We start from the raw sequence: 26960 nt of genomic DNA, 5'->3' as shown, positions 1-26960 counted from the left end.
CGGCCGTCCAGCCCACTGCCCTTAAACGTAGAATATTTTAACGACTAGCTTCATATATCGAGCATTCGTCTCGTCTAATGCACTAATGGTGGGCGTGCTACGATACATTGGTGAAATCTGTGGACGTACGGAAGGGTTCGACCGTCGCACGAGTGGCCCGGCGACTGAGCCCGACACCGCTAGGGAGGTGCCAGCATGGGTCTGATCAGGATGACCAGGTGGCGGACGCTCGTACTGGCGACGATCGGGTTCAACTTCTCGTTCCTGATCTGGTTCTCCTTCGCCCCCTTCACGGGGCCGATGGCGGCGGAGTTCGGCCTGTCGCTGTCGGAGATCGGGATCCTGGCCAGCGCGGCCATCTGGCTGGCGCCGTTCGGTCGGATCCTGACCGGCTGGCTGTCGGATAAGTTCGGCGCGCCGGCAGTGTTCGCCATCGTGCTGACGTACGTCGGGGTGTTCTCGATGGCGTCGGCGTTCGCGCAGGACTACGCCGTGTTCTTCGTCGAGCGCCTGATCGTGGCGACGGCCGGCATCACGTTCGTCATCGGCATCCAGCACGTCTCGGAGTGGTTCGAGGAGGACAACCTCGGGCTGGCCGAGGGGATCTACGCCGGGGTCGGTAACGCGGGCGCCGCGGGGGGCGCGCTGATCCTGCCGCGCGTCTTCGGCCCCGACTGGAGCGGCCCCCTCTTCGAGTCGAACTGGCGGGCGGCGTTCTTCTACACTGGGGCCGTCTCGATCCTGCTGGCGGTCGTCTACTACGCGCTCGGCGAGGCGGCCCGGAGCAAGGAGAAGCGCCGGGCCACGAAGGAGAGCGCGAGCTTCAGGGGCTGGCTCTACACCGCCACCCGCTACGGCACGGTCGTGCTCGCGCTGGCGTACGTGATGAGCTTCGGGTTGGAGCTGTCGATGAACGGCTGGCTGGCGACCTACTACCGCGAGGGCTTCGCGACGGACGACCTCGTGCTGGCGAGCACGTTCGCGGCCACCTTCTCCGTAGCGGCGGGCCTGCTGCGACCCATCGGCGGCTATGTCAGCGACTACGTCGCCCGGACGGAGACGGATATCGTCCCGCTCTTCCCCGGTCGCTATCGCGAACAGTGGACGTTCGTCACGCTTTGCTTCGTCGTCGTCTCGATGTTCGGCATGACGCTGGCTGGCCTGTCCGGCCGCGTCCTGCTGGCCGTGGCCGCCGGCTTCGTCGTCGGGACGGCCTGCGCCATGGCCGAGGGGTCGATCTTCGCGCAGGTGCCCGCCATGTTCCCGGACAGCTCCGGCGCGGTGGCCGGCGTCGTCGGCGGCGTCGGCACGGTCGGCGGCATCGTCTTCCCGCTGATCTACGCCGCGCCGCTGCTGCCGAACCTCCACACGGGCTACTCCGTGGTCGCGGTGCTGATGCTCCCCATCGTCGCCCTGACCGCGTGGGTGTTCTGGCCCCACGTCGCCGAGCGCGCGACCGACGACGGCTGGATCGTCGACGGCGGCAACCCCGAGACCCCCACCGGCGGCGACTAGCGGTTCACCGGGACTCCGGGACACCGTCGACGACGACCCCTCGCGGTCGACGACGCCGTCGAGGACCTGCCGGCCACGGCTGGCGCTATCAGCGGCCGAGGGGCGGGACTTCGTCGATTTGACCGACAGCGTAGTACCCGTATCGAGACCTTCAACACCGACCGTTCGTCCGGATCTACAGCCACCTGGTTGGTGATTTCAACTCTAACCATTATAGACGAAGCGAACGGCTAGAATACATGTAGATTGCGGGACGAACGTCACGATATCTGCCGAAAATAATCACAAGCTTGGAGTAAACGACTATGCCACACAAGAAGGAGGAGGTCAAGGACGAACTGTACGGCGACGAGGTCCGCGAGAAGCTGGAGGAGTTCGCCGCGAAAGGCTGGGAGTCCATCCCCGAAGACGAGCGCGAGGAGTGGTTCACGCGCTTCAAGTTCTGGGGAATCTTCCACCAGCGCTCCGGTCAGGAGTCGTACTTCATGCTGCGGCTGACCAACTGCGGGGGCGTCCTCGAGCCCGGCCAGTTGCGGGCCATCGGCGAGGTCGCTCGCGACTACGCGAGAGGGCCCGCCGAGAACCCGGAGTTCGGCAACGGCTGGATCGACTTCACGACCCGCCAGTCGATCCAGCTCCACTGGCTCAAACTCGAGGACATCCCGGAGATCTGGGAGAAACTCGAGTCGGTCGGCGTCTCCTCGCGGTCAGCCGGCGGGGACACGATGCGGAACGTCACCGGCTGTCCCGTCGCCGGCAAGGCCGAGGAGTACGTCGAGACTCGCGAGCTACTGGACGAGATTCAGGCCGAGATTCGGGACGACGACGCCCTCTGTAATCTGCCCCGGAAGTTCAACATCTCCGTCACGGGGTGTCGGCAGGGCTGTGCCCAGGACTCGATCAACGACGTCGGCCTGGAGCCGGCCCGGAAGCTCGTGGACGGCGAAGCAGTCAGGGGCTTCAACGTCCGCGTCGGCGGCGGCCTCGGCGGCCGCGAGCCCCGGGCGGCCCGCCCGCTCGACCTGTTCGTCCGCCCCGAGCACGCCACGGAGACGGTCCGGGCGTTCGTCGAGCTGTACCACGAGGAGGGCGACCGGGAGAACCGCTCGAAGAACCGCGCCCGCTTCTTCGTCGACGAGTGGGGCACCGACGAGATCCGCGAGGCCCTGGACGAGCGGCTGGAGTTCGAGTTCGAGACGGCCGGCACGGACTTCCGCGGCGAGTACACCTACAACGCCGGCGAGCCCAGCGAGCACGGCGCGCACGACCACGTCGGCGTCTACGACCAGAAAGACGGGCGGAACTACGTCGGCCTGTCGGTCCCCGTCGGCCGGATGCCCGCCGAGGACGCCGTCGAACTGGCCGACGCCTACGGCTCCGGCGAGGTCCGGCTCACCAGGCGGCAGAACCCGCTGCTCATGGACGTCCCCGACGGGGAGCTGGCGAACCTGCTCAACGAGGACCTGCTGGAGGAGTACAAGCCGGAGCCCAACCCCTTCGTCCAGGGCGCGATGGCCTGCACCGGCACGGAGTTCTGCTCCATCGCGCTCACCGAGACGAAGACGCGGACGGCGCGGCTGCTCCGGTGGCTGGGCGACAACGTCGAACTGCCAGACGACGTCGACCGGATCAAGCTGCACTACTCCGGCTGCACCGCCGACTGCGGCCAGGCGATGACCGCCGACATCGGCATGCAGGGGATGCGCGCCCGCAAGGACGGCGAGATGGTCGAGGCGATGGACGTCGGCGTCGGCGGCGGCGTCGGCGAGGATCCCTCCTTCATCGAGTGGGTCCGCCAGCGCGTCCCCGCCGACGAGGTGCCCGGCATGATCGCCAACCTCCTGGAGGCCTACGCCGCGCTCCGAGAGGACGGCCAGACCCTCTCCGAGTGGGTCGACGCCACCGGCCACGAGACCATCGTCGAACTGGCCGAACCCGAGGAGGTCGACGGGTACGAGGACCCCTGTCTGAACGACGCCAAGCAGTCCTGGTACCCGTTCGCGGACGGCGAGAGCCCCGCGTCCACCGACGCGGAGGGTCAGCCCATCTCCGCCGACGACTGACGGGGCGTCCCGTTGTGCGCGGTCGACGGCGGTTTTCGGACGGCTCGGCGTCCGGTCGAACCACGTGAGACCGGGCTCGGAGGACGAACGCAGTGAGTCCTCCGGTGGACCCGTCCGGTTGCTCGTGTCCACTTCCTTCGTCCGCCGCTCTCGCGTCCGTTCGTTCCGCTTTCCCGACAGTCTAGCCGCCCCTGGGGAGCCGCCCGGCACGCGCCAGTAGGCCCATGCCGACGGCGATGGCGGCGACCAGCACCGCGTACCCGCGGAAGACGTCCGTGTAGGCGACCCCGTACTGGGCCAGCAGGCCGACCGCGACGCTGCCGGGCGCCTGGATGAGCATCATCGTCGCGCTGAACCCCGAGTAGGCGCTGGCGCGCTGCTCGTCCGGGAGCGTGTCCAGCATGTAGGCGTCGGCCGCCGGGAACAGGCCGTGGACGATCAGGCTCATGACGACCGAGACGGCGGCGATGGCCAGGAACCCCTTGACGACCGTGAACGCCAGCAGGGTGACCACGAAGCCGCCGAGGATGGTCACCAGAAGCGAGAGGTACGAGAAGCGGTCGGCCAGGCGGCCGGCGACGACGAACGAGGGGACGCCGGCGGCGAAGGTGATCGTCAGCAGCGTGTTGGCCGCCCCCGAGTCGAGGCCCTTCGCCGCGCCGAGGTAGGTGACGTAGAAGTTGAACACGCCTTGCCAGACGAAGCCGGTGAAGCCGACGAAGACGATGCCCGCGGCCACGAGGTGCCACTGGTCGCGGATCGCTCCCAGCAGGTTCCGGTCCTCCCGGCCGGCGGTCGGGAGCTCCGCCCGCCGGACCGCGAGCGCGAACGCGAGCGTCGTGAGCAGCGCCGCGCCTGCCAGCCCCCAGAACCCGAACCGCCAGGAGCCGAGCCCGATGGCCGTGGCGACGAGGAAGGGCGCGGCGACGGCGGCGATCTGCGACGACATCCCCCGCAGTCCGACCGCCAGGCCGACGTGCTGCGGGTAGAGCTCGCTGACGAGCGGGTTGGCGGCGATGAAGAACACGCCCGTCGCCAGCCCGATCAGCAGCGCGCCCGCCACCGTGAACCGGATGCCCGGCGACAGCGCCGTCAGCGCCGCCGCGACGGACAGGAACAGGCCCATCCCGAGGATGATCCGGTGCCGGCGGACGAACGTCAGGAGGTAGCCCGTCGGCAGGCGGGGGAGCGCGCTGCCGACCCACACTGCCGTCGCCGCGAGACCGGCGGTCGCCGGAGCGACGCCCGTGCTGATGAAGTGATCGACCAGCGGCGCGAACGCGACGCGCCCGAAGTTCACCATGAAGGAGAACGCACAGATCGTGAGGAACACGCCGGTTCGGCCCGCCGGCTTCCCGTCGCCCGTCATGGTCGGACGACTCCGGCGGGGCGTCCAGCGATCGATCGGCTCGGCCGGCGACCGGCGACGGGCTTCTTCACCACGTCCCCTGGTCGGCGCGTCTGCCGCTTCAAGCCCTCGCTACCGGTCAACGATGGGACTTCACTGACGAGAGACACGACGACGGCGGCTATCTGGTCGATCGACGCCCGGACGCGGGGGAGCTGTGAGCCGATCACGACTCTAGTAGAAATTGAACGCAATGATACACTCGAGGGGCACCCCGGGTACCCCTCGATGTATAAATAGTTTCGATTTCTATTATAGCAGCGTCGCGCCCGTCATCGGCACCGGGAGCCACGCCGTCCGCCCCTGCCACTCGCGGCCGCTCGCCGACCGCGACGGCGACGGCGACCGCGAGCGCGTAGACGGCCACCTGATTGCGCTGGAGCCACTCCGGCGTTACCATCGCTGGGACTCGAGGCCGACCGGCAAACCAGTCCTGTTCTCCCCACGTGTCCGGGCCCGTCGGTCCACCGGCCCTCTCGGCTAGAACAGTTCGTCGGCCGCCACGTCAGCCTCGACGTCGGTGTCGAGGTCGATGTTCTGGATCAGTCCGACGAGCGACTCGAGTTCGGGGAAGGTGTAGACGGTCATCCCGAGGTCGCCCCCCTCGACCGTGATCCGGGAGTCGACGACGAAGACGAGTTCCGACTCCGGCCAGCCGCCCATCTCGTCGACGATGCCGTCTGCGGGTCCGAGCACGAAGTTCGGCGTCCCCATGTCGATCGTCGTCTCGAGGACGTTGGCCCACCCGTCGATGAAGGCGCTGGTCATGATGTTGCCGATCTCCTGCATGGCCGACCGCTCCATCTCGCTGAATCCCGACTCGTCGCTCTCCCCGCCCATCCCGCCCGTCATCGCGCCGGCCAGTTGCTTGCTGTCGGCCGGTTCGAGCATGAACAGGACGTAGCCGTAGGGCGGCTCGTTCAACTCCACGTAGATGCCGACGCGCCGATCAGCGCCGATGTGGGTCTTGACGTCCTCGATGTCGAGGAAGTTGATCTGCGAGGTCCGGACGGCGGCGTCGCGCCCCGTCAGCTGTCCGAGGTGATCGGCGACCGTCCCCGACCCCTCCCTGGCCATCCCGTTGAAGATGTCGAGCTTCCTGACGTCGACTTCCAGCGCCATACGAGCGCATCCGCTTCGAGCGGTATAACGCCTCTGCCGGGAGTCTCAGTCGCGAAAACGGGACGGCCGTCCCCGTTGCGATTCCCTCCGATTGACTGAGCCCGCCCGCGCTATAGTAGAAATTGAAACTACAGTCAGTACGAACGAGCGAGACGCCGATCGCGGTGCCGGAATCGGTCAGAACGTGACCCACGCGGGATCAGTCAGTCGTCCCCGCGTCCGCATCGTCAGTCGCTTCCGGCGTCGAATCGACTGCGAGGACGTCCCCCAGCCAGTCGCCACGGAAGAAGAAGATCGCTCCTGCGATGGCCGCAGTGACGTTGGAGAGGGCGATGGCGTACCACGCCCCGCTCGCACCGAGACCTGCCACGAGTACGAGCAGGACTGCGGCGAGGGCACGGACGCCCCACAGCGACGTCACGCCGATGCCCATCGCCATCCGGGTCGACCCGGACCCGTAGAACGCCCCGTTCATCATGTGATAGGCGGCCATGACGACCCACGTCGGCGCGACGATCCGGAGGAACGCCGCACCGTGGCTGATGATCGGGCCCGCGTCGGGACCGGCGATGAACACTTCCACTATCGGTCGGGCGAGCCGGACGGTGAACGCACCGGCGACGAGAAAGGCCGTCGCGAGGATCGCGACGGCGACGTACACCGTGCGTCGAGCGCGATCGCGACGACCGCTACCGAGGTTCTGTCCCACCACCGTCTCGACGGACATACCCATCGCCACAGTGGGGAGCCAGACGAGCGAAACGAACCGGTTGCCGATTCCGTACGCAGCGACGGCATCAGTACCGACGGTGGCGACCAGCGCCGTCGTGACGATGGCCGCGACGGATTCGGTGCTCTGATCGACGGCTCCGGGGCCCCCGAGTCGGACGATCTTCGCGACCGTTTCGAACTGCAACAGGAGGTCGTCCAGTCCGAGCCGGAGGCCGACGCGTCCACCGAACAGCAGCCACAGGCCGACGACTGCAGCCACGGCGCGTGAGAAGACAGTCGCCGCCGCAGCGCCTGTGACGCCGAAGCCGGTGAACCCGGTCGCGGTGAACAGCGCGTCCTGGAGGCCGCCGAGACCCACCCAGCCGAACAGCGGATTGCCGGCGAATCCGAGGACGAGGAACGGATCGAGGGCGACGTTGAGACCGACGCTGAGCGCCATCAGGTACATCGGCGTCTTCGTGTCGCCCCAGCCGCGAAGGAGCGCCATGAACACGTAGAATCCGAACGTGAAGGGCATCCCGAGGACGATCACTCGCGTGTACGCGACGGCGAGGTCGTGGACCGTCGTGCCCGCGGGAGCGCCGATCGCCTGAAGCAACTGCGGAGCGAACGCTGCCCCGAGTGCCGCCACGCCGATCGAGAGCAGGCCGACGAACGCGATCGTCTGCCCTGCGACGTGCCCGAGTCGGTCGTCGTTGCCCGCACCGACGTTCTGCGAGATGAGGATCGTTCCGGCATTGGTCATCCCCGCACCGACGCTTATCAGCAGGAAGATGAGCGGCCAGGAGAAGGAGAGCGCACTCACTGCCCCGGCACCCAGCCGTCCGACCCAGAACGTGTCGGTGAGGTTGTACGCCACCTGCAGCAATTGAGTCGCGGTGAGGGGGCCGGCGAGCACCAGTAGCGGCCGAACGATAGATCCCCGCGTGAATTGATCGGACTGGTCAGTCGAGGTATCCGTCATCTGTCCCTCCCGACTCGACGTTCGCGTCGATCGAGCGATCGAGTCGTTCGACTGCGCGGTGCTCGCTCTCGCGGCGAGAGCGGCGGTCTGCTGGACCGGCTGCGTTGCAATCTGAGCATGTGAAATTCCGGTGTGTCTCGATACTACGTGGTCGGCGAACGGTTCGCTACAGACCGTGAAAACGCGGGATACCACGGAGGAGAGACGTCAGAGGCGAGGATCGGTCACCGAGAGCCGTCGCTTTCGGTCGGAGCGACCGATCGTGGGCCCGCGTGCATCGGGCCCCGCTAGAGCACGGCGCTCATGGGAACTACCGTCTGTCACGGACGTACGGTATAAATAAGCTCTGGCGCGTGGCCAGTGAGCTCTGGCACGCGACCAGTGCGGAGACTGCCAGTGCGTTCGCTCCGCGTTGACGAGCGATAGCGGACACTACGCACTCGGACTGACCGGCTGATTCTCCCCCGGCCGCTCCCGGAAAACTGCCCGATGGGATCGGAACGGCCGAGCGCCGCCCGACCGTCGGCGCGACTCACTGCGCCGTCGAACGCCGGTTTCGGGCGCGTGCCCGCGACCGCGGCGTCAGCCGGCGTCGACGGAGAACTGTTCGAACTCGCGGACGGTGTCGAGGACGATGGCCGTGGTGGCGTCCTCGACCGCGGGGTCGGTCAGCAGCGTCTTGATCTCCTCGTCCAGCGTGGCGGTGTCCCGGAACTTCCCGATGGCGACCACGTCGTGGCCGCCGGTCACCTCGTAGACGGCGATCATCCGCTCGTGGTCGCGCAACCGGTCGGTCAGGTCCGTCAGCCCGTCGCCGTCGACGGACAGCTGGAAGACCGCGCCGACGTCGTACCCCAGCTGCTCGTAGTCGACGCGGGGCTCGTACCCCTCGACGACGTCGGCCGCCTCGAGGGCGTCGAGCCGCTTGGCCACCGTCGGCGCGGGCAGGCCCGTCTCGGAGGCGATCTCCCGGGCGCTGGCCCGCCCGTCCGCGAGCAGTGCGTTGATCACCGTTCGGTCCGTCTCGTCGGGCTCCATCTACACTGCGTCGGGTCCGCGCTCGCCCGTTCGGATCTGGACCGCGTCCTCCACGGGGAGGACGAAGACCTTGCCGTCGCCGGGCTCGCCCGTCTGGGCGCCCTGCTGGATGGCCTCGACGACGTCCTCGGCGGGGATGTCCGCCACGACGCACTCGATCTTGACCTTCTGGTGGAGGTCGACGACGTACTCCTCGCCGCGCCACTGGCCCGTCTTGGCGGGCTGGCTGCCGCGGCCGGAGACGTTCGTCACCGTCAGCGAGGGGGCGCCGACCTCCGCCAGCGCCTCCTTGACGTCGCCGAGCTTGTCGGGACGAATCATCGCCATCACCAGTTTGATCTCGCGCTCGTCCTCGTCGGTGTCAGTGTCGCTCATTCGTCGTCACCTCTCTGGGCCGCAACGTTCTCGTTCGTCACGACGGTGCCGCCGCCGGACCGGCGCTCCGACGAGGTCTGGTCTCCGACCAGACCACCGTCCGCGACGACGCCCTCGTCCTCGCCGAATTCGGGGTAGGTCTCGACGCCGTGCTCGCTGACGTCGAGGCCGTCGCGCTCGTGCTGGGGCGTGACCCGGGCCTGCCCCGTCGCCTTGAACGCGCCCCAGACGACGCCGGTCGCGACGACCGTCCAGGCCGTGATGACGGCGACGCCGATCACCTGGGCGACAAAAGCGTCGACCACGGAATCGACGAACTGGGGGGCCGCGACGAACGGGAACAGCAGCGTGCCGAGCACGCCCGCGCTCCCGTGGACGGGGAAGACGGCGCAGACGTCGTCGATCTTCAGCGTGTTCTCGACGAAGCCGAAGACGACGGGCAGCTGCGCGCCGGCGAGGCCGCCGACGACGAAGGCCCCCCACCAGGTCGTCGTGTGTGGGATCGCCGTGATGCCGACCAGACCGGCCAGCAGGCCGTTGGCGACGTACAGGGTGTCGACCTTCCCGGTCTTGAACCAGGCGACGAGCCCGGCGCCCATGGCACCGCACGCCATGGAGATCGTCGTCGTCATCGCGACGCGGCCGAGCTGGGCGCCGAGGAACTCCTCGCCGATGATCGCCGACGTACCGACGTTGAACCCGTACCAGCCGAAGGCCAGTATCAGCGTGCCGAGCACGGCGAAGGTCATCGAGTGACCCGGGATGACGTTAGCCGTGCCGTCGTCGTTGTACCGATCCATGCGCGGGCCGAGCACCCACGCTGCGGTGAGGCCGGCGACGCCGCCCATGCCGTGGACGATCATCCCGCCGGCGAAGTCGGTGAAGACCGCGCCGCCGAACGAGATGTGGCTCCCGGCCCACGTCAGGCCGGTGACGACGGGGTAGATCACGGCGGCCAGCAGGAACGTGTAGCCGACGTAGGCCCGGAGCTTCGCGCGGCCGGCGACGGCCCCGGAGACGATCGTCGCCGCCGTCATCGCGAAGACGGCGCCGTACAGCCAGTCGATCCAGCCCGTTCCGCTGGTCGTGAAGCCGGCGGCGAAGTCGCTGCCGCCGACCAGGCCAGAGATGCCCGCGCCGACCAGGAAGAACATCGTCACCCCGACCGACCAGGTCAGGAGGTTCTTCGTCAGCTGGTTCGCCACGTTCTTCGATCGCACCTGCCCCGCCTCGAGCATGGCGAAGCCGGCGTGCATGAAGAAGATCAGGAACGATGCCACCAGTATCCACGTGTAGTTGAGCGCGTCCGCGCTGACCTGTAGTGGTTCGTACAGCATGTGTATGTTCACTCGTATCCTTCTGTATCGCTACTGTGGTTAGATGTCCAACTTTCCCTCGTATTCGACCAATTTCGTCATCTCACTCACGGGAGATGCACTCGGATCACCACTACATAAGGATTGGCTTGATGATTCTGAATATTTGGTCGTATGAATAGACAACTGTCCAGATTATACCATGGTATTATGGATATAAGGTTGTATTCCGTTCAGAAACAGGGCGTTCGTCGGCCCATATTTCGGACGTTCGTCAACCGGAAACGAGACCGGCGACCCCGTTCAGCGCCGCTATAGCTCGCGCGCGCCGCGCTAATCGAGCCTCGCTTCGTTCGGCTTCGCGGCTCGCGGGTCATTCCGTTCTGCTCACTCCCGCTCGCTCGTTCCGAGGGTCCTCGCTAGCGCTCGGAACCCCGCACCTCACAGCCGCTCGGCGACGTCCTCGGCGAAGTAGGTCAGGATCAGGTCCGCGCCGGCGCGCTTGATGGACAGCAGCGACTCGTAGGCGACTTCCTCCAGGTCCAGCCAGCCCTTCTCGGCGGCGGCGTGGAGCATGGCGTACTCCCCGGAGACGTTGTAGGCGGCGACGGGGTGGTCGTGCTCCCGCCGGATCGCACTCACGACGTCGAGGTAGGGCAGCGCGGGCTTGACCATCAGCACGTCGGCGCCCTCCTCGACGTCGAGCGCCACCTCGCGCATGGCCTCGCGCGCGTTCGCGGGGTCCATCTGGTAGTGCCGGCGGTCGCCGAAGGCCGGTGCCCCGTCGGCGGCGTCCCGGAAGGGCCCGTAGAAGGCCGACTCGTACTTGGCCGCGTAGCTCATGATCGGCACGTCGTCGTACCCCTCGCCGTCGAGCGCCTCGCGGATGGCCCCCACCATCCCGTCCATCGAGGCGGACGGCGCGACCATGTCGGCGCCAGCACGGGCGTGGGAGACGGCCGTCTCCGCGAGCAGGTCCAGCGTCTCGTCGTTGCGGACCGTCAGCGTCGGGTCCTCGTCGGCGTCTGGCTCCAGGATACCGCAGTGGCCGTGCTCGGTGTACTCGCAGAGGCAGACGTCCGTGATCACGTAGGCGTCCGTCTCGGCGGTGACGTCGCGGACCGCCCGCTGGACGACGCCGTCCTCGGCCCAGGCGCGGGAGCCCCGCTCGTCCTTGGCTTCGGGGATGCCGAAGACGATGACCGCCTCGACGCCCGTCGCCAGGACCTCCTCGACGCGGTCGACGGCCGCCTCGACGGGCACGCGCTCGTGGCCGGGCATCGACTCGATGGGCACCCGCTCGTCCGTCGTGGCGTCGACGAACACCGGGGCGATCAGGTCCGACGCCGACAGCTCCGTCTCGCTGACCAGCGGGCGGACCCCGTCCGTCCGGAGCCGCCGCGGGCGACGCGTGGGGTTCATGCCCGGCCCTTGTCGGCCGGCGCTAAAGCGCCTTTCCACTGGCCGGTACCGCGATAACAAGACCTTTGCCCGGGACGGGCGTTGCTTCGCCCGAATGGCTTCCCTGGAGCCCTCGCGTAGCTCCCTCCGCACGTTCGCCGAGGACTACGGCCTGCTGGTCGTCGCTGGGACGTTCGTCCTCCTCGCCGTCGCCGGCGTCGCCCTGTTCCTGATCGGCGACGAGCAGTACGCCCGCCAGCTCATCGACCGGTACGGACTGTTCGCGCTGCTGGCGATCTTCGTGCTGGAGGGCGCAATGTTGCTGTACTTCGCCCCGAGCGAGGCGCTCGTCCCGATCTCCATCGGCGTGCTGGCGACGACCGACGGCGGTTACGACGTCGGCGTCGTCGCCGCTATCCTGACCGTCGCGGTGGTCGGTGCCACCGCCGGCCAGACCGCGCTGTTCGTGCTCGCCAAACGCGGCGGCCGCGAGTGGCTCCTGGACAAGCCCTGGTTCCGCGTCGACGAGTCCAGTCTGGCCCGCTTCGAGGGCTGGTTCGACCGCTGGGGTCGCCCCGCCGTCCCGATCAGCAACGCGCTGCTGTTCACGCGTGGCATGCTCACGGTCCCGGCGGGCATCGCCGACATGGACGTCCGGGAGTTCGCCCTCCTGTCGGCGCTGGGCACGCTCGCATTCGAGTCGTGGCTCGCGCTGGCCGCCCACTACGCCTTCGAGTGGGGGCTGCTGGATCTGCTTCCGATCTGATCACTCCTCGGGCGTCCGTACGCGCTCGCGCACCCACGCCGCGGCACTCTCGACTTCCTCGCTGTCCGTCCCGCTGACTTTCACTCGCCCGGGCCGGTCGTCGCGGACGGGGTAGCTCCCGACGGCCACGTCGAACTGCTTGCGGACGCCGTCCAGCACGTCCTTCAGCGCGCCCTCGGGGGTCACCGTCGCCACCGACTCGGTGACGACGTCGCCGCCGAACTCCTCCGCGACGGCCCCGAACATCGTCCGCAGTTCCTCGGGGAACCCCGGGAAGACGTAGACGTTCTCGACGACGCAGCCCGGGTTGAAGCTCTCCTCCGTCTGGAGCGGCCGCGCGCCCGCGGGGAGCGCCGCCGTCTCGTCGAAGTCGATGTCGAACTCGTACTCCTCGAAGCGCTCCGGGTTCTCCTCGCGGTACTGCCGGGCCTTCTCCTCGACGCGCTCGCGGACGTCCTCGCGGACCTCCAGCTCGCGGTCGAAGGCGTCTGCGACCGCCTCGACCGTCACGTCGTCCGGCGTGTCGCCCAGCCCGCCGGTGACGATCACCGCGTCGAACCGGTCGCGCCACTCGCGGACGTAGTCGGCGATGACCTCGCGGTCGTCCGGCACGGTGAGGACCCGCCGGACGCTCGCGCCCCGGCCGGTCAACTCCCGCGCCAGCCACGTCGCGTTCGTGTTCTCGGTGTCGCCCGACAGCAGTTCGTCACCCACGGTCAGCAGCGCCACGTCCATACCCGTCTCTGGGCTGCCACGCGATTAAGGCCCGCGGTGGGGGGCGAGGCCGACCACGGGCCCGCCGTCGGGCGGACCGGTGCTGCACCAGCGGAACTTTTCAACGGCCGGTCCATATCCGGAATCAATGACGCGAGCACGTTCACTGTCGGTCGTCGGGCTCGTCCTCCTCGTCGCGCTGGCGGGGTGCGCGCAGTTCGACGCGGGGTCGACGACGGCGACGAGCACCGGGACGCCGACCGAGACTGACACGCCGGCCCCGACCGCGACGGCGACGCCCACAGAGACTCCGGCGTCGACCCCGACGATCGACCTCGAACGCGGGAACGCCACGGGGACGTTCCTGACCGACGACGGGAACGTCACCGTCACGCTGGAGGTGGCCGACAACAGGACGGAGCGCAGCGAGGGGCTGATGAACCGGACGCACCTGCCCGAGCGCCACGGGATGGTGTTCGTCTACGACGGGGCCGCCCAGCGGGGCTTCTGGATGAAGAACACGCTGATCCCGCTGGACATGATCTTCGTCGCGCCCAACGGGACCGTGCTGAACGTCGAACACGCCCGCACCCAGCCCAACGCCAGCGCGGGCGAGCTGAAGTCCTACTACAGCGACGGGGACGCGCAGTACGTCGTCGAGATGGAGCGCGGGTTCGCCAACGAGACCGGCGTCGGTCCCGGCACCGAGGTCGAACTCGATCTGCCCGAGGACAACGAGAGCGACGCCGAGTGACGTCGCCCTCGGTCGCATCGCCGTGTGACACGCGGCCAGCAGCGACGCTTCTCACCCGTCGCTGGCCGTCGCGGCGGCACCCCCGTCCGGCTGCGGGGCGAGCGCGTCGGCGACCTCGCGGTGTGCGTCGGCGAGGGTGCTGTCCGGTGCCGTCTCGACGACCGGTTCGTCCCCGGCGAGGTCCGGGGCGTCGGGGACGCGACCCAGAAGCGACCCCGGGACGTCGGCGTCGACGCGCTCGGCGCCCGCCTCGTCCGCCCGGGCAGCGACGACGCCCGCGACGGTGCCGTCGACCTCGGCGACCAGCTCTGCCGTCTTGGCCGCGTCGTCGACCGCCGCGCGGTCGGGCGTGGTCACGAGGACGACGCCGTCGCAGGCCCCGAACGGGACGAGCGACTCGTGGGTCAGCCCGGCGCCGGTGTCGACCAGGACGACGTCGACGGCGGTGGCGAGCCGCCGGATCACGTCGCGCAGTCCCGCCGGATCGGCCCGCCGGTAGCGGTCCAGCCGCGGGTCTCCCGGGACGACGGCGAGCCCGTCGACGCGGGCGAGAGCCGCCTCCAGGTCGGCCGCGCCGGCGAGCACGTCGTGCAGCGTCGCGTCGGCCTCGACGCCGAGGACCGCACCGAGGTTCGGCATCGCGAGGTCGGCGCCGACGACGCCCACGGAGTGACCCGACGCCCCCAGCGCCGCGACCACGTTGACGGTGGTCGTCGTCTTGCCGACCCCTCCTTTCCCCCCTGCGATCGCGTAGCTTCGACTCCCCATCCCGGCTAGTTGCTGTGGAAAGACGGTGAAAAATATTGCCAAACGCGATATCGGGGGCCGCCGGCGGGCCCGGTCGAGTCGGGCGGTTGACACCCGAACGGGCGACGCAACGGGCTTTTGGCCGTGGGCGACGAACGAAGGTGCATGACAGCCGTGGAGGCCAAGCTCGAGGCCGCTCGCTCGGATCTCGCCGACCGCGAGGGCGTGCTGATCGCCTTCTCCGGCGGCGTGGACTCGTCGGTGGTGGCGGCGATCGCCCACGACGCGCTGGGCGAGGACGCCGTCGCCTGCACCGCCAAGAGCGAGACGCTCCCGGAGGCCGAACTGGTCGACGCCAACCGGGTGGCCGACGAGATCGGCATCCGTCACGAAATCGTCGAGTTCAGCGAGCTCGACAGCGAGGCCTTCGTCCAGAACGACGAGGAGCGGTGCTATCACTGCCGGTCGATGCGCCTCTCGGCGATGTACGACAGGGCCCGGGAGCTGGACATCGACATCGTCTGCGACGGCACCAACGCCTCCGACCCCGGCGAGGGTCACCGACCCGGGCTGCGCGCCGTCGAGGAACTGAACGCCTACTCGCCGCTGCTGGAGCACGACATCACCAAGGAGGAGGTCCGGGAGATCGCCCGCGAGTACGACCTCTCGGTCGCCGACAAGCCCTCGATGGCCTGCCTCTCCTCGCGGATCCCGACCGGACTCGAGGTGACCGAGGACCGCCTCTCACGCGTCGAGAAGGCCGAGCGCCTGCTGCGGACCTGGGGCTTCGAGCAGTTCCGCGTTCGCGACCACGACGGCCTCGCGCGCATCGAGGTCGCCGAGGAGGAACTGGACGTGGCGCTGGACCCCGACTTCGTCCGCGCGGCGCGGGACCACGTCGGCGACCTCGGGTTCGACCACGTGACGCTGGACCTCCACGGGTACCAGACCGGGAGCGTCAGTCCGGAGGGCGAAGACGACGCCGAGGACGACGAACCCGTCGTCGCCGACGTGTTCGACACCGACTATCCGGTCGCCGACGAGTAGGCGTCAGGAGCCGCCGCTCCCGTTGCCGCCGGCCGGGTTTTCGTCCGTCAGCGTACCGCTGGTCAGGTTTCCATCCGTCTCGTTGTCGCCCGCCGCGGGCGTCTCCGCCGGCGTCCCGGCGGGCGTCTCCTCTTCCGCCGCCGCGTCGCTCCACGCTTCGAGGTCTTCCCACGCGACCGCCCCCTGCTCGACGACGGTCTCCGGTTCCAGCGCCGGATCGGTCAGCGTCACCCGGGCCAGTCCGACCGGGCCGGCCCGCGGTTCGGGGAGCGCCTCGGGGTCCGACGTCTCGAACGCCGCGTCGGTCTCGTCGCCGACGACGACCCGCATCGCCATTCCGAACGCCTCGTGGGGCGAGCAGATGAGGTCGTACACGCCCGGCGTCTCGAACGCGCGCAGCCAGGTCGCCGGGTCGGGCCCGTCCTCGCTCTCGCCGTCGTCCGCTTCCTGTGTGCCGCCCTCGTCACCGCCAGCCGACTCGCTGCCCTCCATCGGTAGCTCCGGCGGCTCGACCTGATCGTCGGGAATCGACTCGAACCCCAGGAGCGGCGACGAGAAGGCGTCGACGCCCGTCGGCACCCGTCGCCGCATTCCGTACGCGGGGTGCATCGAGACAACGTTGTGGTCCGGCGTCACGAACCGGAAGCGGACGACGTCGCCCGGCTGGACGTGCAGGCCCGTGGGCTGGTAGTAGAAGTCCGCCGGGCGCTCCGGGTGGGTCGGGGGGCCGATCAACGTCAGGACCTCGTGGACGGCGTTGCCGCCGTCGTCGGCGGCCTCCACCCCGCCGTCGTCGTCGCCGCTCTGTGCTGTCGCGACGCCGCCGAGCGCCGCCACGCCGGCCCCCGCTCCGAGGGCCTTCATCAGGTCGCGCCTGTACGAACCCAGTCGCGTCGGTCGTTTCTCCGACATAGAGCGTACGTCGGCCCCCGCCCGCTTTGTTATCAGTAACGTATGACGTGTTATTTGTTACCAATGGTCGAACTATCGACCCGTCGCGACCGCCAGACGAGACGTCCGAACTGACGCTCCGACGCCCCGGTGACGCGATGGGAGTTAACGTCGGCTGAACGCGCGACGGGTTCGACGCGCGGCAGTCGGACGACAGCGAAATAACGGCGCCCTTCCCGGACGGTGCGTCGACCTAGAAAACCGGTCGAGGCCCCCTATGCTCAGGCCTCGGCCGCCGCGCGGTTCTCGCGCCAGCGCAGGACCACGATCGCCAGTTCGTAGAGGGCGATCAGGCCCACGGCGACCCCGGCCGCGTAGACCGGCGCCAGCGAGACGTCGTCGACGACCTCGAGCAACAGCGGGTTCGGGCTGCCGAAGTACCCGACGACGATGGCGACCAGCCAGACGGGCCGGCGGGCGCTGTCCACGGCCAGCCGCGCCTTGAGCGCGCGTCGCGTGTGACCGAACCGGCGCAGGAGGAAGGCGCCGCCCTCGAACAGCGCGATCAGTGCGCCGGCGATGAGCAGCGGCGTGTAGATCGTCAGGCCGTTGTAGGCGAGCGTCTCGCGGACGACACCGGGTAGCTGGCCGTAGTAGCCGGTCGGCACGGGCGCGGCACTGACCAGGTAGCCGCCCAGTGCGGCCGCGAGGTAGGCCAGCGGCCGGCGCGCGGCCATGCCGTCGGGGGTGGGCACGATGCTCCCCTCGCCGACCCACCGCAGCAGCGTCAGCGTCCCCTCGAAGAGGCCGATCATCGTCACGGCGACGATCAGCGGCGCCATCCCGGTCGGGTCCGGGCTGAACACGAAGGCGACCGCGGCGAACCCACCCCAGAAGTACAGCCGCCGGTCCTGCATCCACTCCCGGGTGGTGACGCCCATCATGATCGCCAGCATCACCAGCAGCGGGATCTGGAAGATCAGGGCGAAAAAGCCCAGCATGATGACGATGAGGTTGAACGTCTCCGTGAGGCCGAAGGCGATGACGGCGGCCTCCTCGGAGTAGGTCCGGAAGTAGGAGAACAGCGACGGCAGCACGGCGAAGTAGGCCATCGCGATGCCCGTGGCCGCGAGCACGAGGCTCGTCGGAACCGCCGCGAGGTAGTAGCGGCGCTCGTTGGGGTAGAGGCCGGGCCGCATGAACCGGTAGGTCTGGTAGACCGCGACCGGCAGCGCCAGCACGAACCCGACCATCGTCGACACCTTCAGGCGCGCCAGCACTAGCGCCAGCGGGTGGTAGACGCGCGGCCGGACGTCGCGCGGACACTCCGGTCCGGGACAGACGGCGCCGTACTCGGGGCCGATGAACGAGTACCACAGGAAGTTGATCAGCTCGTCCGAGTAGAAGAGGACGATGCCCGCGACGCCGAACATCACGAGCCCCACCGCCAGCAGACGCAGCGCCATCTCCTCGACGTGGTCTGCCAGCGGCATCTCCTCGTCGTCGGGAGCCGTCTCGTCGAAGCCGGTCCCCCCGACGCCGTCGCCACCGCGGACCGTCCCGCCGTCGGTCGGTTTGCTCATGCTGCGTTCGGGGTTCGGAACCGACTCCGACTCGGATTCCTCGGCAGCACCCGTGTAGTCCGCCTCGGCCGCGGGATTGATGTCGAGGTCCTCGCCCGTCGGCCCGGGATCGGTCACGACGTCGTCGCTCGCTGCGTCGTTCCCGTCCTCGTCGTCGGGCTCGCGCGCGTCAGCGTCGTCTTCACTCCCGCCGCTATCGCTCCCGTCACCGTCGTCGCCCGATTCGTCGGCGGCCGAGAGGACGTCATCGGTCGATCCCCAGGAGTCGTCGGTCGTCGGCGGATCGTACAGGTCGTACCCGTCGTCATCGCCGTCGCTCCGCTCGGGGAGGTTGGGGCCGCCGCTGTCGTCATTTTCGGCGTCGCCGCTCGCCGTCCCGGGACCGCTCCCTGCGGTCCCGCTCCCACCGCCGTCGCCCCCGCCGCCGTCGGGCTCGTCGTCCCCGACGTCGTCCTCGGGGGGCGGCGTCGGCTCGTCGTCGGCGTCGTCGGTGCCGTCGCGCTCGCCCATCTGCCCCGGGTTTGGCCGGTGGCTATTGTAAACTTTCTTCTCGCGCCGTCGCTCGTCGCCCGATTCAATGAATAAATTGATAACAGCGAGTCGGTTAGAGTCGATGACATGGCTGCCGGTCTCGACGAGGACACTGTCCGAACGCTCCAGAGCGGTCGCGACACGTTGGGGTCGATGCTCGGGGCCGCACAGTCGCACCTCCAGAAGGTGTTTCTCGTCTGGGTGTTCGTGCTCCTGGCGACGATCATGCTCCTGCAGAACTTCCTGTGGGACCGGTTGCGCCAGGACCTCCTCTACGAGAAGATGGATTCGGCGCTGATCGACGAGACCGAGATCATCGCCGTCACGCCCTTCGACGTGATACTGTTGCAGTTCAAGATCGGGGCGGTGGTCGGGATCATCGTCGCCCTCCCGCTGCTGATCTACTACAGTCGCGACGCGCTCCGCGAACGCGACAAGTGGCCCAGCGAGAAACTCCCCACGTGGCAGGTCGGCTCGATAGTGACGATCTCGCTCGGGCTGTTCGCCGGTGGTATCCTCTACGCGTACGACCTGTTCTTCCCCCTGATGTTCGACTTCCTAGCCGGCAACGCCCGACAGGCCGACTTCCAGCCCCACTACTCCATCGTCAAGTGGGTCGGCTTCGTCGCGCTGCTGGCGCTATCCTTCGGCCTGGCCGCTCAGCTCCCGCTCGTGATGAGCACGCTGAGCTACTCCGGCATCGTCCCCTACGAGACGTTCCGGGACAACTGGAAGTGGGCAGTCGTCATCATCTTCGGCTTCGGGGCGCTGTTCTCCCCGCCGGACCCGTTCACGCAGGTCATGTGGGCGACCCCGCTCGTCGGCCTGTACGCCATCAGCCTCGGCATCTCGAAGCTGCTCGTGTTGACGAAACGGGCCGGCGAGGTGGTCGACGCCACCGACGTCGCGCGCGCCCGCTGGAACAAGCTCGCCGCGGCGGCCGTCCTCGCAGGCGGCGTCACGTACTACGTCATCGCCAGCGCGCTCTTCCAGTACATCGAGACGGGCGTGACGACGGTTTCGAGCAACTACGACACCCTCGCTCGCCCCGCGTGGTTCGGGCTCTCGTCGACCGAGACCACGGCGCTGATCGCCGCCCTCGTCGGCCTGGGCGCGGCGCTGCTGGTCCTCTATTACTACATGGTCAAGGAGCTGGACGTCGCGGCGGCCGAGGCCGGCAACTTCGGCGACCCGACCGCCATCGACCTCGGTGAGCTGTCGGCCGGCGCCGTCCGCAGCGCCCCGCGCGAGGCCTTCAAGGAGCTCAGCGAGGCCGAGGCGCTCCAGCTCGCCGACGACGCGATGAGCGACGACGACCCCGAGAAGGCCGAACTGATCCTCGACCGCTGGGACACCGCTAACGAGGACGACGGCGACGCGGCCGAGGGCGAGGACGACGAGACCGGCGTCCTCGCCTCGACCACCGCTGGCGTGGTCGACTCCTTCACCGAGGAGGAGACCACCGAGGAGGACATCGGCGGCTACTACTACGACATCGCCTTCATCCTCGACTCGCTGACCTCGAAGGCCATCTGGCTGGTCGGCACGTTCATGCTCGTGGCCGGCTCGGCGTTCGTCTTCCTCTACTCCGGCGGCATCGGCCGGATCAAGCGCATCTTCGTCGCCAACCTGCCGGCGACGATGCAGGCCGACGTCCAGTTCATCACGCTCCACCCCGTCGAGCACCTGGTGTTCATCGTCAAGTTCTCGACGATACTGGGCGTCGTCTCGGCCCTCCCACTGCTGGTCTACTTCGCGTGGCCGGCCCTGCTCGAACGGGGCTGGGTCCGCGGCGACCGCAATATGCTCGGTATCTGGGGGTTCACGGTGATCGCCACGCTGATCGGCGGCACCGTCGGCGGTTTCCTCTACGTCGCGCCGACGATCATCTCCTGGCTGGCCTACGACGTGCTCAACTCCTTCATGATCATCTCCTACCGGGTCGCCAAGTTCGGCTGGCTCGTCCTGTTCCTGACCGTCGGGATCGGACTGCTGGTGGAGATTCCCATCACTATGTTGCTGTTCCACCGCGGCGGCATCGTCACCTTCCAGACGATCCAGGAGCGGTGGCGCACCGTCACGCTGGGCGTGTTCGTCGCCAGCGTTCTGTTTTCCCCGGACGACGTCTGGACGATGTTCATCATCGCTATCCCGGTGACCGTGTTCTTCCTGATCGGCCTCGGACTGCTGTGGCTGTACACGCTGGGCGGACGCCGGGAGCCCAAGCCCGAGCGCGAACCCGCCGACTGATCCGGGTTCGCGCTCGTTCCCGTTCACGCGACACCGCCGATAGCTGATGCACTCGCTCGCTCTCCCGACGAACCCCGTAGCTTATATTCTCATGCGATTATCGCACGATTATGCCGAAGATCAGCGTCGAGGTGCCCGAGGAACTGCTCGAGGACCTCGACAGCCACGTCGGAGAGGAGGGCAAGTTCGTCAACCGCAGCGAGGCGATCCGGGCGTCGATCCGCAAGACGCTGGACCTGCTCGACGACATCGACCAGCGGGAGGGACGACTGGATGACGAGCGCGAGTGACGAGCGCGGCAGGGCCGCGCCGTCGATCGCGCAGGTCGCCCTCGTCGGGCTGTTCGTGACCGCGCTGGTCGCCGCCCAGGTGACCGCCGCGAAGTTGCTCGCGTTCGGCCTTCCCTTCGAACTGCCGGCCGTCGGGGCGTCGCTCGTCCTCCCGGGCGCTGCGCTGGCGTACGCGCTGACGTTCTTCGCCTCCGACTGCTACGCCGAACTGTACGGCCGCCGCGCAGCGACGGTCGTCGTGAACGTCGGGTTCGTGATGAACTTCGTGCTGCTGGCGCTCGTCTGGAGCACCATCGAGGCGCCCGCGCTCCCCCAGTTGGCGCCCGGCCAGATCGACCTCGCCGCGTTCCGCTCGGTGCTGGGCTCCAGCACGAGCATCGTCGTCGCCAGCCTCGCGGCGTACGTCGTCAGCCAGAACTGGGACGTGTTCGCCTTTCACTGGCTCCGCGACGCGACCGACGGCGACCACCTCTGGCTGCGCAACGTCGGATCGACGGCGACCAGCCAGCTGCTCGACACCGTCATCTTCGTCGGCGTCGGGTTCGTCCTGCTGGGCTCGACGACGCCGGAGACGGCGGTCGCCCTCGTCGCCGGGCAGTACCTCTTCAAGCTCGGGATCGCCGTCCTCGACACGCCCTTCGTCTACGCCGTCGTCGGTGCCGCGCGGCGCCGGAGCGCCGAACCGCAGGCCGTGCGAGCCGACTGACTCGACCCGCGTTCGAGAAAGAGAAAGACTACTCCGCGGGCTCCGCGAACGCGAAGTTGGGCTTGACGTCGCCGACGCGCACCTCGACGGTCTCGCCCTCGTCGACGCCGTCGACGAAGAGGGTGAATCCGTCGACCTTGGCGACGCCGTCGCCCTCGCTGCCGACGTCCTCGATCGTCACTTCCAGTTCGTCGCCCTCGCGGACGGGCGCGGTGAGCCGGCCCTTGGCGACGAGGTACAGCTCCGAGGAGGAGTCCCGGGAGGCGTCGGGGCGTACCCGGCGGACGTACTCGAACTCCTCGTCGACTTCCTCCTCGAGGTCGTCGAGGTCGCGGCCGTCGAACACCTTGACGGCGAAGTCGCCGCCGGCGCCCAGCACGTCCAGCGCGACGTCGAACGCCTGGCGCGCGAGGTGGACCGAGCGGGCGTGGTCGAGGTCGTACTCACCGGTCATGTTCGGCGCCATGTCCGAGACGACGGCGTCGACCGGCCGCTCCTCGCCGTCGGCACCGACGCGCTCGCGGATCTCCTCTTTGGTGGACTCGTCGGTCATGTCCCCGCGGACGTACTCGACGGTGGCGTCGGGGTCCTCGAGGTCGTCGATGCGCTGGCGGTCGACGCCGACGACGGTGCCCTCGGGGCCGACCGCCTCGGCGGCCACCTGGAGCCACCCGCCGGGCGCCGCGCCCAGGTCGACGACGGTCCGGCCCTGCCCCAGCAGGCCGGTCGTCTCGTCGAGCTGCTTGAGCTTGTAGGCCGAACGGGCGCGATACCCCTCCTGCTTGGCCTTGTTGTAGTACTTGTCCTTGCCGCTCATTTCCAGCGGATAGTCGGTCGACCCGGTTAGACGTGTCGTTCTCGCCGCCGTCGGCTGATCGGTTCTGTGAGGTCGTTCGACAGCCGAACGAGTTCGATCGCCTTCCCGAACCCCGGGACCGCTTCTCGCGCGCCGAGAGCGCTTGCCGGCGGCTGAGAACGCGCGTCCCTGTATATGGGGCAGCATCACACATCTTCGCATGTGAGGAGGTAGGATCCATGACCACTATCCCACGCTCGACGAGACGTCGAGTGCTCAAGGCGCTGGGCGCGGCCGGGACCGCAGCGGTCGCCGGCTGTGCGAGCGCTCCGGGCAGCACCGAGCAGGAATCGGCAGCCAGCGAGACGCCGACGGAGCCAGCCATGAACCAGCCACAGGAGCCAGACGTCGACCGCATCGCCGCCGATCCGACTGACGTCCCCGGTCCGATCGATCGGAGTTCGCCCAGGACAGTCGAGATCGAGATGACGACCACGGAGGTCGTCGCGGAGGTCGAGCCGGGAGTCACGTACACGTACATGACCTTCGAGAACCGGATTCCGGGGCCGATGATACGGGTCCGGCAGGGGGATACGGTCCACATGACCATCACCAACGACGGGAGCAACTCGATGCCGCACAACATCGACCTCCACGCCGTCCGCGGTCCGGGCGGCGGCGCGGAGGCGTCGATGGTCTCCCCCGGCGAGACGGCGGAGTTCCGGTTCAAGGCGACCTACCCCGGCCTGTTCATCTACCACTGCGCCGTCCCGAACCTGGACTACCACATCTCCAGCGGGATGTTCGGGGCCATCCTCGTCGAGCCGCCGGAGGGGCTGCCCGAGGTGGACCACGAGTTCTACTTCGGCCAGCACGAGCTGTACACCACCGGCGAGGCCGGCGAGGAGGGCCACCACGACTTCGACATGGACGCGATGGCCGCCGAGGACCCGACCTACGTCCTCATGAACGGCGAGAAGTACGCCATCACGCCCGACGGCTACGGCGCGCCGACGGTCGACGTCGGCGACACCGCCCGGGTGTTCATGGCCACCGGTGGCCCGAACCTCCAGTCGAACTTCCACCCGATCGGGTCCGTCTGGGACGAGGTCTGGCCCCAGGGCGGGATCGGCAGCGAGCCCAATCGGAACATCCAGACCACGCCCGTGCTGCCCGGGTCCTGTACCATGGCCACGCTGTCGTTCGACGTCCCCGGGCCGGTGAAGCTGGTCGACCACGCGCTCTCCCGGGTCGCCCGGAAGGGCATGATGGCGGTCATCACGGCCGAGGGCGAGGCACAGCCCGACATCTTCGACCCCGAGCCCTGAGCCGCGGTCGGTCGTTTCCTATTCCCCGTCTCGCTTCCGCAGGAGCCAGCCGGCACCGGTCAGGCCCGCCAGCGCGCCGGCGACGCCGAAGCCGGGGCCCGCCCCGTCGACCGGCCCCTCGGCGCCCCCGCCCTCGCCGTCGTCGACCGTCTCGGTCGGACTCGCCGGCTCCGCGGCGCGGACGTCCTGGAGGTCCATGCCGACCCGCTCCAGTCGGACGCCCATGTACCCCGACTCGCACTCGACGTTCTCGTTGATGATGAACAGCGTCCCCGGGGAGATGTCCACCTTCTGGTTGAGGTAGAGCGTGATCGACGACTGCTCCGGGTCGGCGGTCTTGTCGATCAACTGCGCGTCGTAGGCCAGCGTGTCGTCGTCGCCCCAGTCGACGAAGTCACACCGGTCGCTGATGCTCGCCTCCAGCGGATCGACCGTCGCCCCGATGTGGATCCAGAAGCCCACGAGGTTCTGGTCGAACTGCTGCTCCTGCGCGGGGATCACGGCGTCCTGCAGGGCGTCGTCCTCCTGGGCGCTGGCGACGGAGGTCGCGCCGGCGGCGAGTCCGAGGCCGGCGGCACAGGTTCGGAGGACGGATCGACGCGTGGGCGTCCGCTGGCCGCGAGGCGGTCCAGTCATGTACCCGTCTGTAGGGTCAACGGCGGGAAAGGAGTGGCTCGACTGGAATAGAAGCCGATTCGGCTGGGGACAAGCCGGCCCGAAAGCGAACCTCGGCTCCGGATCGAAACCGCGTCAGCGATTCCCTTGCACGTCGCTTCCGGCCGTCTCCAGCGTTGATACTGCGCGCGCGCAATGAAGTGACTTTTTAAAGGATCGGGGCCTATACCGGAGCAACATGTTCAACGCCATCGTGAGCGCCGACACGCTCCAGGCCGCGCTCGACTCGGTGAGCGTGCTGGTCGACGAGTGCAAGATCCACCTCGAGGACGAGGGCCTCGAGATCCGGGCGGTCGACCCCGCCAACGTGGGGATGGTGGATCTCACGCTCGACGCCGCCGCCTTCGAGTCCTACGAGACCGACGGCGGGCTGATCGGCGTCAACCTCTCCCGGCTCGAGGACATCGCCGGCATGGCCGACGCCGGCCAGCTCGTCCACCTCGACCTCGACGAGGAGACCCGCAAGCTACACATCGCCATCGACGGTCTGGAGTACACCCTGGCGCTCATCGACCCCGACTCCATCCGTCAGGAGCCCGACCTCCCCGATCTGGACCTCTCCTCGCACATCGTCATCGAGGGCCGGGACATCGACCGCTCCGTCACCGCGGCGGACATGGTCTCCGACCACATCGCGCTGGGCGTCGACCCCGACGCCGAACTGTTCTACGTCGACGCCGAGGGCGACACCGACGACGTCCACCTCGAACTCGACCGGGACGACCTGATCGACCTCACCGCCGGCGACGCCCACTCTCTGTTCTCGCTGGACTACCTGCAGAACATGAACAAGGCGATCCCGAAGGACGCCGAAGTCCGGATGGAACTGGGTCAGGAGTTCCCCGTGAAGCTCCACTTCGACTTCGCCGAGGGTCAGGGATCGGTCACCTACATGCTGGCGCCGCGCATCCAGAGCGAGTAGCGACCCCGTCGCCGGTCTCGACCTCGACGCCGTCCCTCTTTCTCCGCGCTCGACGCCCGCCGTCGGACGCGCGTCTGACGTATCGTTTTGTACGCGGGCACCGACGGCGCACACATGGAGAGTCTCGGGGAGGCCTACGCCGGCAGCCGCTGGGAGGGACGGGACCCCCGGCGCGTCGCAGCGGGCGGGGCGCTGTTCGCCCTCGGCCTGCTTGCCGTCGTCGCCGGCATCCTCGTCGTGACGACGTCGCTCTCGGCCGTAGCCGGTGCCGAGACGACCACCGAGGCCCAGTGGCTCGCCGGCGTCCTCGCCGGCCTGGGCGTCCCGGCGTCGATGGCCGGCGTCGTGGTCGTGCTGCCCGCCAGCCGCCGCCAGCGCCTCGGCGTCCTCGTCGGCACCGTGGGCTGTCTCGCCGGTGTCGCCCTGTTCGCTCGCGCCTACCCGACGAGGTGGACCGGCACGGGCCAGTCGCTGGCCTTCCCCACGGCACTGACGTACTTCCTTGGCGGCTCGGTGGCCTTCTGGTTCGTGTTCACTGCCATAGCGAGCTATCGCCTGCGGAACACGCCCGGCGGGACGGTGCAACTGGAGCTGACCCGCCAGGGCGAGACGAAGACCGTCGAAGTCCCGCGGGACCAGTACCGCCAGTACCAGCAGGCGGTCCGCGGCGACGGCGGGAACACTGAGCAGGTCATTCAGGAGCTAGAGGAGAAGTTCGAGGAGTAGGGTGATCCGAGCGTAGCGAGGAACGTCCTTCAATGCGAGCGGGAGCGATTTCCGGAGGCGATCCGTTCTGGTGGCCCGTCTCGGAACGCGGGGAAACGCGACGTTTGTGCGCTCAATAGACGCGTTTGACGGTCACACGTCGGGGTTACCGCAACGGTCGATGCGGCCCGGACGCGAAAGCGGATTCTACCCGCGGGACGGGTGCTATCCGACGACCGACGCGACCCACGACCTCGGCGAGGGCGGCTACGCGGTCACGCTGGCGGACTTCGAGGAACGGGGCCTGTGACCGCGACCGTG

26 protein-coding genes are annotated in these 26960 nt (G+C 68.5%); 12 read left to right on the top strand and 14 right to left on the bottom strand.

The window, feature by feature from the left end; genetic code table 11:
* Positions 1-210 precede the first annotated feature (210 nt).
* Together LCY71_RS07520 and LCY71_RS07515 are read left to right on the top strand one after the other, a co-directional pair.
* On the top strand, positions 211-1515 hold the full coding sequence (locus LCY71_RS07520) for an MFS transporter (protein WP_373325161.1): 1305 nt from the start codon (positions 211-213) through the stop codon (positions 1513-1515).
* Positions 1516-1820: 305 nt separating this feature from the next.
* Positions 1821-3578: a nitrite/sulfite reductase gene (locus tag LCY71_RS07515; RefSeq protein WP_225335745.1), complete on the top strand. Its 1758-nt coding sequence runs from the start codon at positions 1821-1823 to the stop codon at positions 3576-3578.
* Positions 3579-3759: 181 nt separating this feature from the next.
* On the opposite strand, the gene LCY71_RS07510 is transcribed toward LCY71_RS07515, so the two are convergent.
* From LCY71_RS07510 to hemB, 8 genes are all read right to left on the bottom strand, one after another.
* A complete protein-coding gene (locus LCY71_RS07510; RefSeq protein ID WP_225335744.1) occupies positions 3760-4947 on the bottom strand; it encodes an MFS transporter in 1188 nt (395 codons plus the stop codon).
* A gap of 205 nt (positions 4948-5152) precedes the next feature.
* Complete coding sequence (locus LCY71_RS07505) at positions 5153-5386, bottom strand: hypothetical protein (RefSeq protein ID WP_225335743.1); 234 nt, start codon at positions 5384-5386, stop codon at positions 5153-5155.
* 80 nt (positions 5387-5466) lie between these two features.
* Positions 5467-6108 (bottom strand): chemotaxis protein CheC, encoded by a 642-nt coding sequence (locus tag LCY71_RS07500; protein WP_225335742.1) that lies wholly within the window; start codon positions 6106-6108, stop codon positions 5467-5469.
* Positions 6109-6307: 199 nt separating this feature from the next.
* The gene (locus tag LCY71_RS07495) at positions 6308-7804 is read right to left on the bottom strand and encodes an MATE family efflux transporter (RefSeq protein WP_225335741.1); all 1497 of its coding nucleotides are present in this window, start codon (positions 7802-7804) and stop codon (positions 6308-6310) included.
* Positions 7805-8386: 582 nt separating this feature from the next.
* Complete coding sequence (locus LCY71_RS07490) at positions 8387-8842, bottom strand: Lrp/AsnC family transcriptional regulator (RefSeq protein WP_225335740.1); 456 nt, start codon at positions 8840-8842, stop codon at positions 8387-8389.
* Positions 8843-9217 carry a nitrogen regulatory protein GlnK1 gene (gene glnK1, locus LCY71_RS07485; RefSeq protein ID WP_308444695.1) on the bottom strand — a complete coding sequence of 125 codons (375 nt, stop codon included), beginning with the start codon at positions 9215-9217 and terminating at the stop codon, positions 8843-8845. It lies immediately after the preceding gene.
* Positions 9214-10554, bottom strand: a complete 1341-nt coding sequence (locus LCY71_RS07480; protein WP_225335739.1) for an ammonium transporter — start codon at positions 10552-10554, stop codon at positions 9214-9216. Before LCY71_RS07480 ends, glnK1 begins: the two co-directional genes overlap by 4 nt.
* Before the next feature lie 420 nt (positions 10555-10974).
* Entirely contained in the window at positions 10975-11955 is a 981-nt protein-coding gene (gene hemB, locus LCY71_RS07475) for a porphobilinogen synthase (RefSeq protein WP_225335738.1), read from the bottom strand.
* A gap of 94 nt (positions 11956-12049) precedes the next feature.
* Between hemB and LCY71_RS07470 the strand changes: the two genes are divergently transcribed.
* Complete coding sequence (locus LCY71_RS07470; RefSeq protein WP_225335737.1) at positions 12050-12700, top strand: DedA family protein; 651 nt, start codon at positions 12050-12052, stop codon at positions 12698-12700.
* Here the strand turns inward: LCY71_RS07470 and LCY71_RS07465 are convergent, their stop codons facing one another.
* Entirely contained in the window at positions 12701-13435 is a 735-nt protein-coding gene (locus LCY71_RS07465; protein WP_225335736.1) for a competence/damage-inducible protein A, read from the bottom strand.
* 127 nt (positions 13436-13562) lie between these two features.
* On the opposite strand from LCY71_RS07465, the gene LCY71_RS07460 reads away from it, so the two are divergent.
* Entirely contained in the window at positions 13563-14168 is a 606-nt protein-coding gene (locus LCY71_RS07460; protein ID WP_225335735.1) for a DUF192 domain-containing protein, read from the top strand.
* A gap of 51 nt (positions 14169-14219) precedes the next feature.
* Here the strand turns inward: LCY71_RS07460 and LCY71_RS07455 are convergent, their stop codons facing one another.
* A complete protein-coding gene (locus LCY71_RS07455) occupies positions 14220-14936 on the bottom strand; it encodes a MinD/ParA family ATP-binding protein (protein ID WP_225335734.1) in 717 nt (238 codons plus the stop codon).
* A 144-nt stretch (positions 14937-15080) separates the two neighbouring features.
* Here LCY71_RS07455 and larE point away from each other — a divergent pair, with 144 nt between their 5' ends.
* Positions 15081-15962 (top strand): ATP-dependent sacrificial sulfur transferase LarE, encoded by an 882-nt coding sequence (gene larE / locus LCY71_RS07450; protein WP_225335733.1) that lies wholly within the window; start codon positions 15081-15083, stop codon positions 15960-15962.
* Between the two features lie 3 nt (positions 15963-15965).
* Here larE and LCY71_RS07445 read toward each other — a convergent pair whose 3' ends face one another.
* Positions 15966-16874: a cupredoxin domain-containing protein gene (locus LCY71_RS07445; RefSeq protein ID WP_225335732.1), complete on the bottom strand. Its 909-nt coding sequence runs from the start codon at positions 16872-16874 to the stop codon at positions 15966-15968.
* Positions 16875-17134: 260 nt separating this feature from the next.
* The gene (gene tatC / locus LCY71_RS07440; RefSeq protein ID WP_225335731.1) at positions 17135-18946 is read right to left on the bottom strand and encodes a twin-arginine translocase subunit TatC; all 1812 of its coding nucleotides are present in this window, start codon (positions 18944-18946) and stop codon (positions 17135-17137) included.
* 108 nt (positions 18947-19054) lie between these two features.
* On the opposite strand from tatC, the gene LCY71_RS07435 reads away from it, so the two are divergent.
* From LCY71_RS07435 to LCY71_RS07425, 3 genes are all read left to right on the top strand, one after another.
* A complete protein-coding gene (locus LCY71_RS07435) occupies positions 19055-21217 on the top strand; it encodes a twin-arginine translocase subunit TatC (RefSeq protein WP_225335730.1) in 2163 nt (720 codons plus the stop codon).
* Between the two features lie 110 nt (positions 21218-21327).
* Positions 21328-21507: a ribbon-helix-helix domain-containing protein gene (locus tag LCY71_RS07430; RefSeq protein ID WP_225335729.1), complete on the top strand. Its 180-nt coding sequence runs from the start codon at positions 21328-21330 to the stop codon at positions 21505-21507.
* Entirely contained in the window at positions 21491-22213 is a 723-nt protein-coding gene (locus tag LCY71_RS07425) for a queuosine precursor transporter (protein ID WP_225335728.1), read from the top strand. Before LCY71_RS07430 ends, LCY71_RS07425 begins: the two co-directional genes overlap by 17 nt.
* A 28-nt stretch (positions 22214-22241) precedes the next feature.
* Here LCY71_RS07425 and LCY71_RS07420 read toward each other — a convergent pair whose 3' ends face one another.
* Entirely contained in the window at positions 22242-23030 is a 789-nt protein-coding gene (locus LCY71_RS07420) for a 23S rRNA (uridine(2552)-2'-O)-methyltransferase (protein ID WP_225335727.1), read from the bottom strand.
* Positions 23031-23248: 218 nt separating this feature from the next.
* Between LCY71_RS07420 and nirK the strand changes: the two genes are divergently transcribed.
* Complete coding sequence (gene nirK, locus LCY71_RS07415) at positions 23249-24337, top strand: copper-containing nitrite reductase (RefSeq protein ID WP_225335726.1); 1089 nt, start codon at positions 23249-23251, stop codon at positions 24335-24337.
* 18 nt (positions 24338-24355) lie between these two features.
* Here the strand turns inward: nirK and LCY71_RS07410 are convergent, their stop codons facing one another.
* Complete coding sequence (locus LCY71_RS07410; RefSeq protein ID WP_225335725.1) at positions 24356-24973, bottom strand: PGF-CTERM sorting domain-containing protein; 618 nt, start codon at positions 24971-24973, stop codon at positions 24356-24358.
* 217 nt (positions 24974-25190) lie between these two features.
* Here LCY71_RS07410 and LCY71_RS07405 point away from each other — a divergent pair, with 217 nt between their 5' ends.
* The 3 genes from LCY71_RS07405 (at position 25191) to LCY71_RS21400 (ending at position 26949) form a co-directional block, all read left to right on the top strand.
* Entirely contained in the window at positions 25191-25934 is a 744-nt protein-coding gene (locus LCY71_RS07405) for a DNA polymerase sliding clamp (RefSeq protein WP_225335724.1), read from the top strand.
* A gap of 114 nt (positions 25935-26048) precedes the next feature.
* Positions 26049-26660: a cell division protein CdpA domain-containing protein gene (locus tag LCY71_RS07400; RefSeq protein WP_225335723.1), complete on the top strand. Its 612-nt coding sequence runs from the start codon at positions 26049-26051 to the stop codon at positions 26658-26660.
* 160 nt (positions 26661-26820) lie between these two features.
* On the top strand, positions 26821-26949 hold the full coding sequence (locus tag LCY71_RS21400) for a hypothetical protein (protein ID WP_263654243.1): 129 nt from the start codon (positions 26821-26823) through the stop codon (positions 26947-26949).
* Positions 26950-26960: the final 11 nt, after the last annotated feature.

Source organism: Halomicrobium urmianum, from assembly GCF_020217425.1.
GTDB lineage: Archaea > Halobacteriota > Halobacteria > Halobacteriales > Haloarculaceae > Halomicrobium > Halomicrobium urmianum.
Note: the sequence above shows the minus strand (reverse complement) of the source record. Positions and strands in the feature narration are given on the sequence as shown.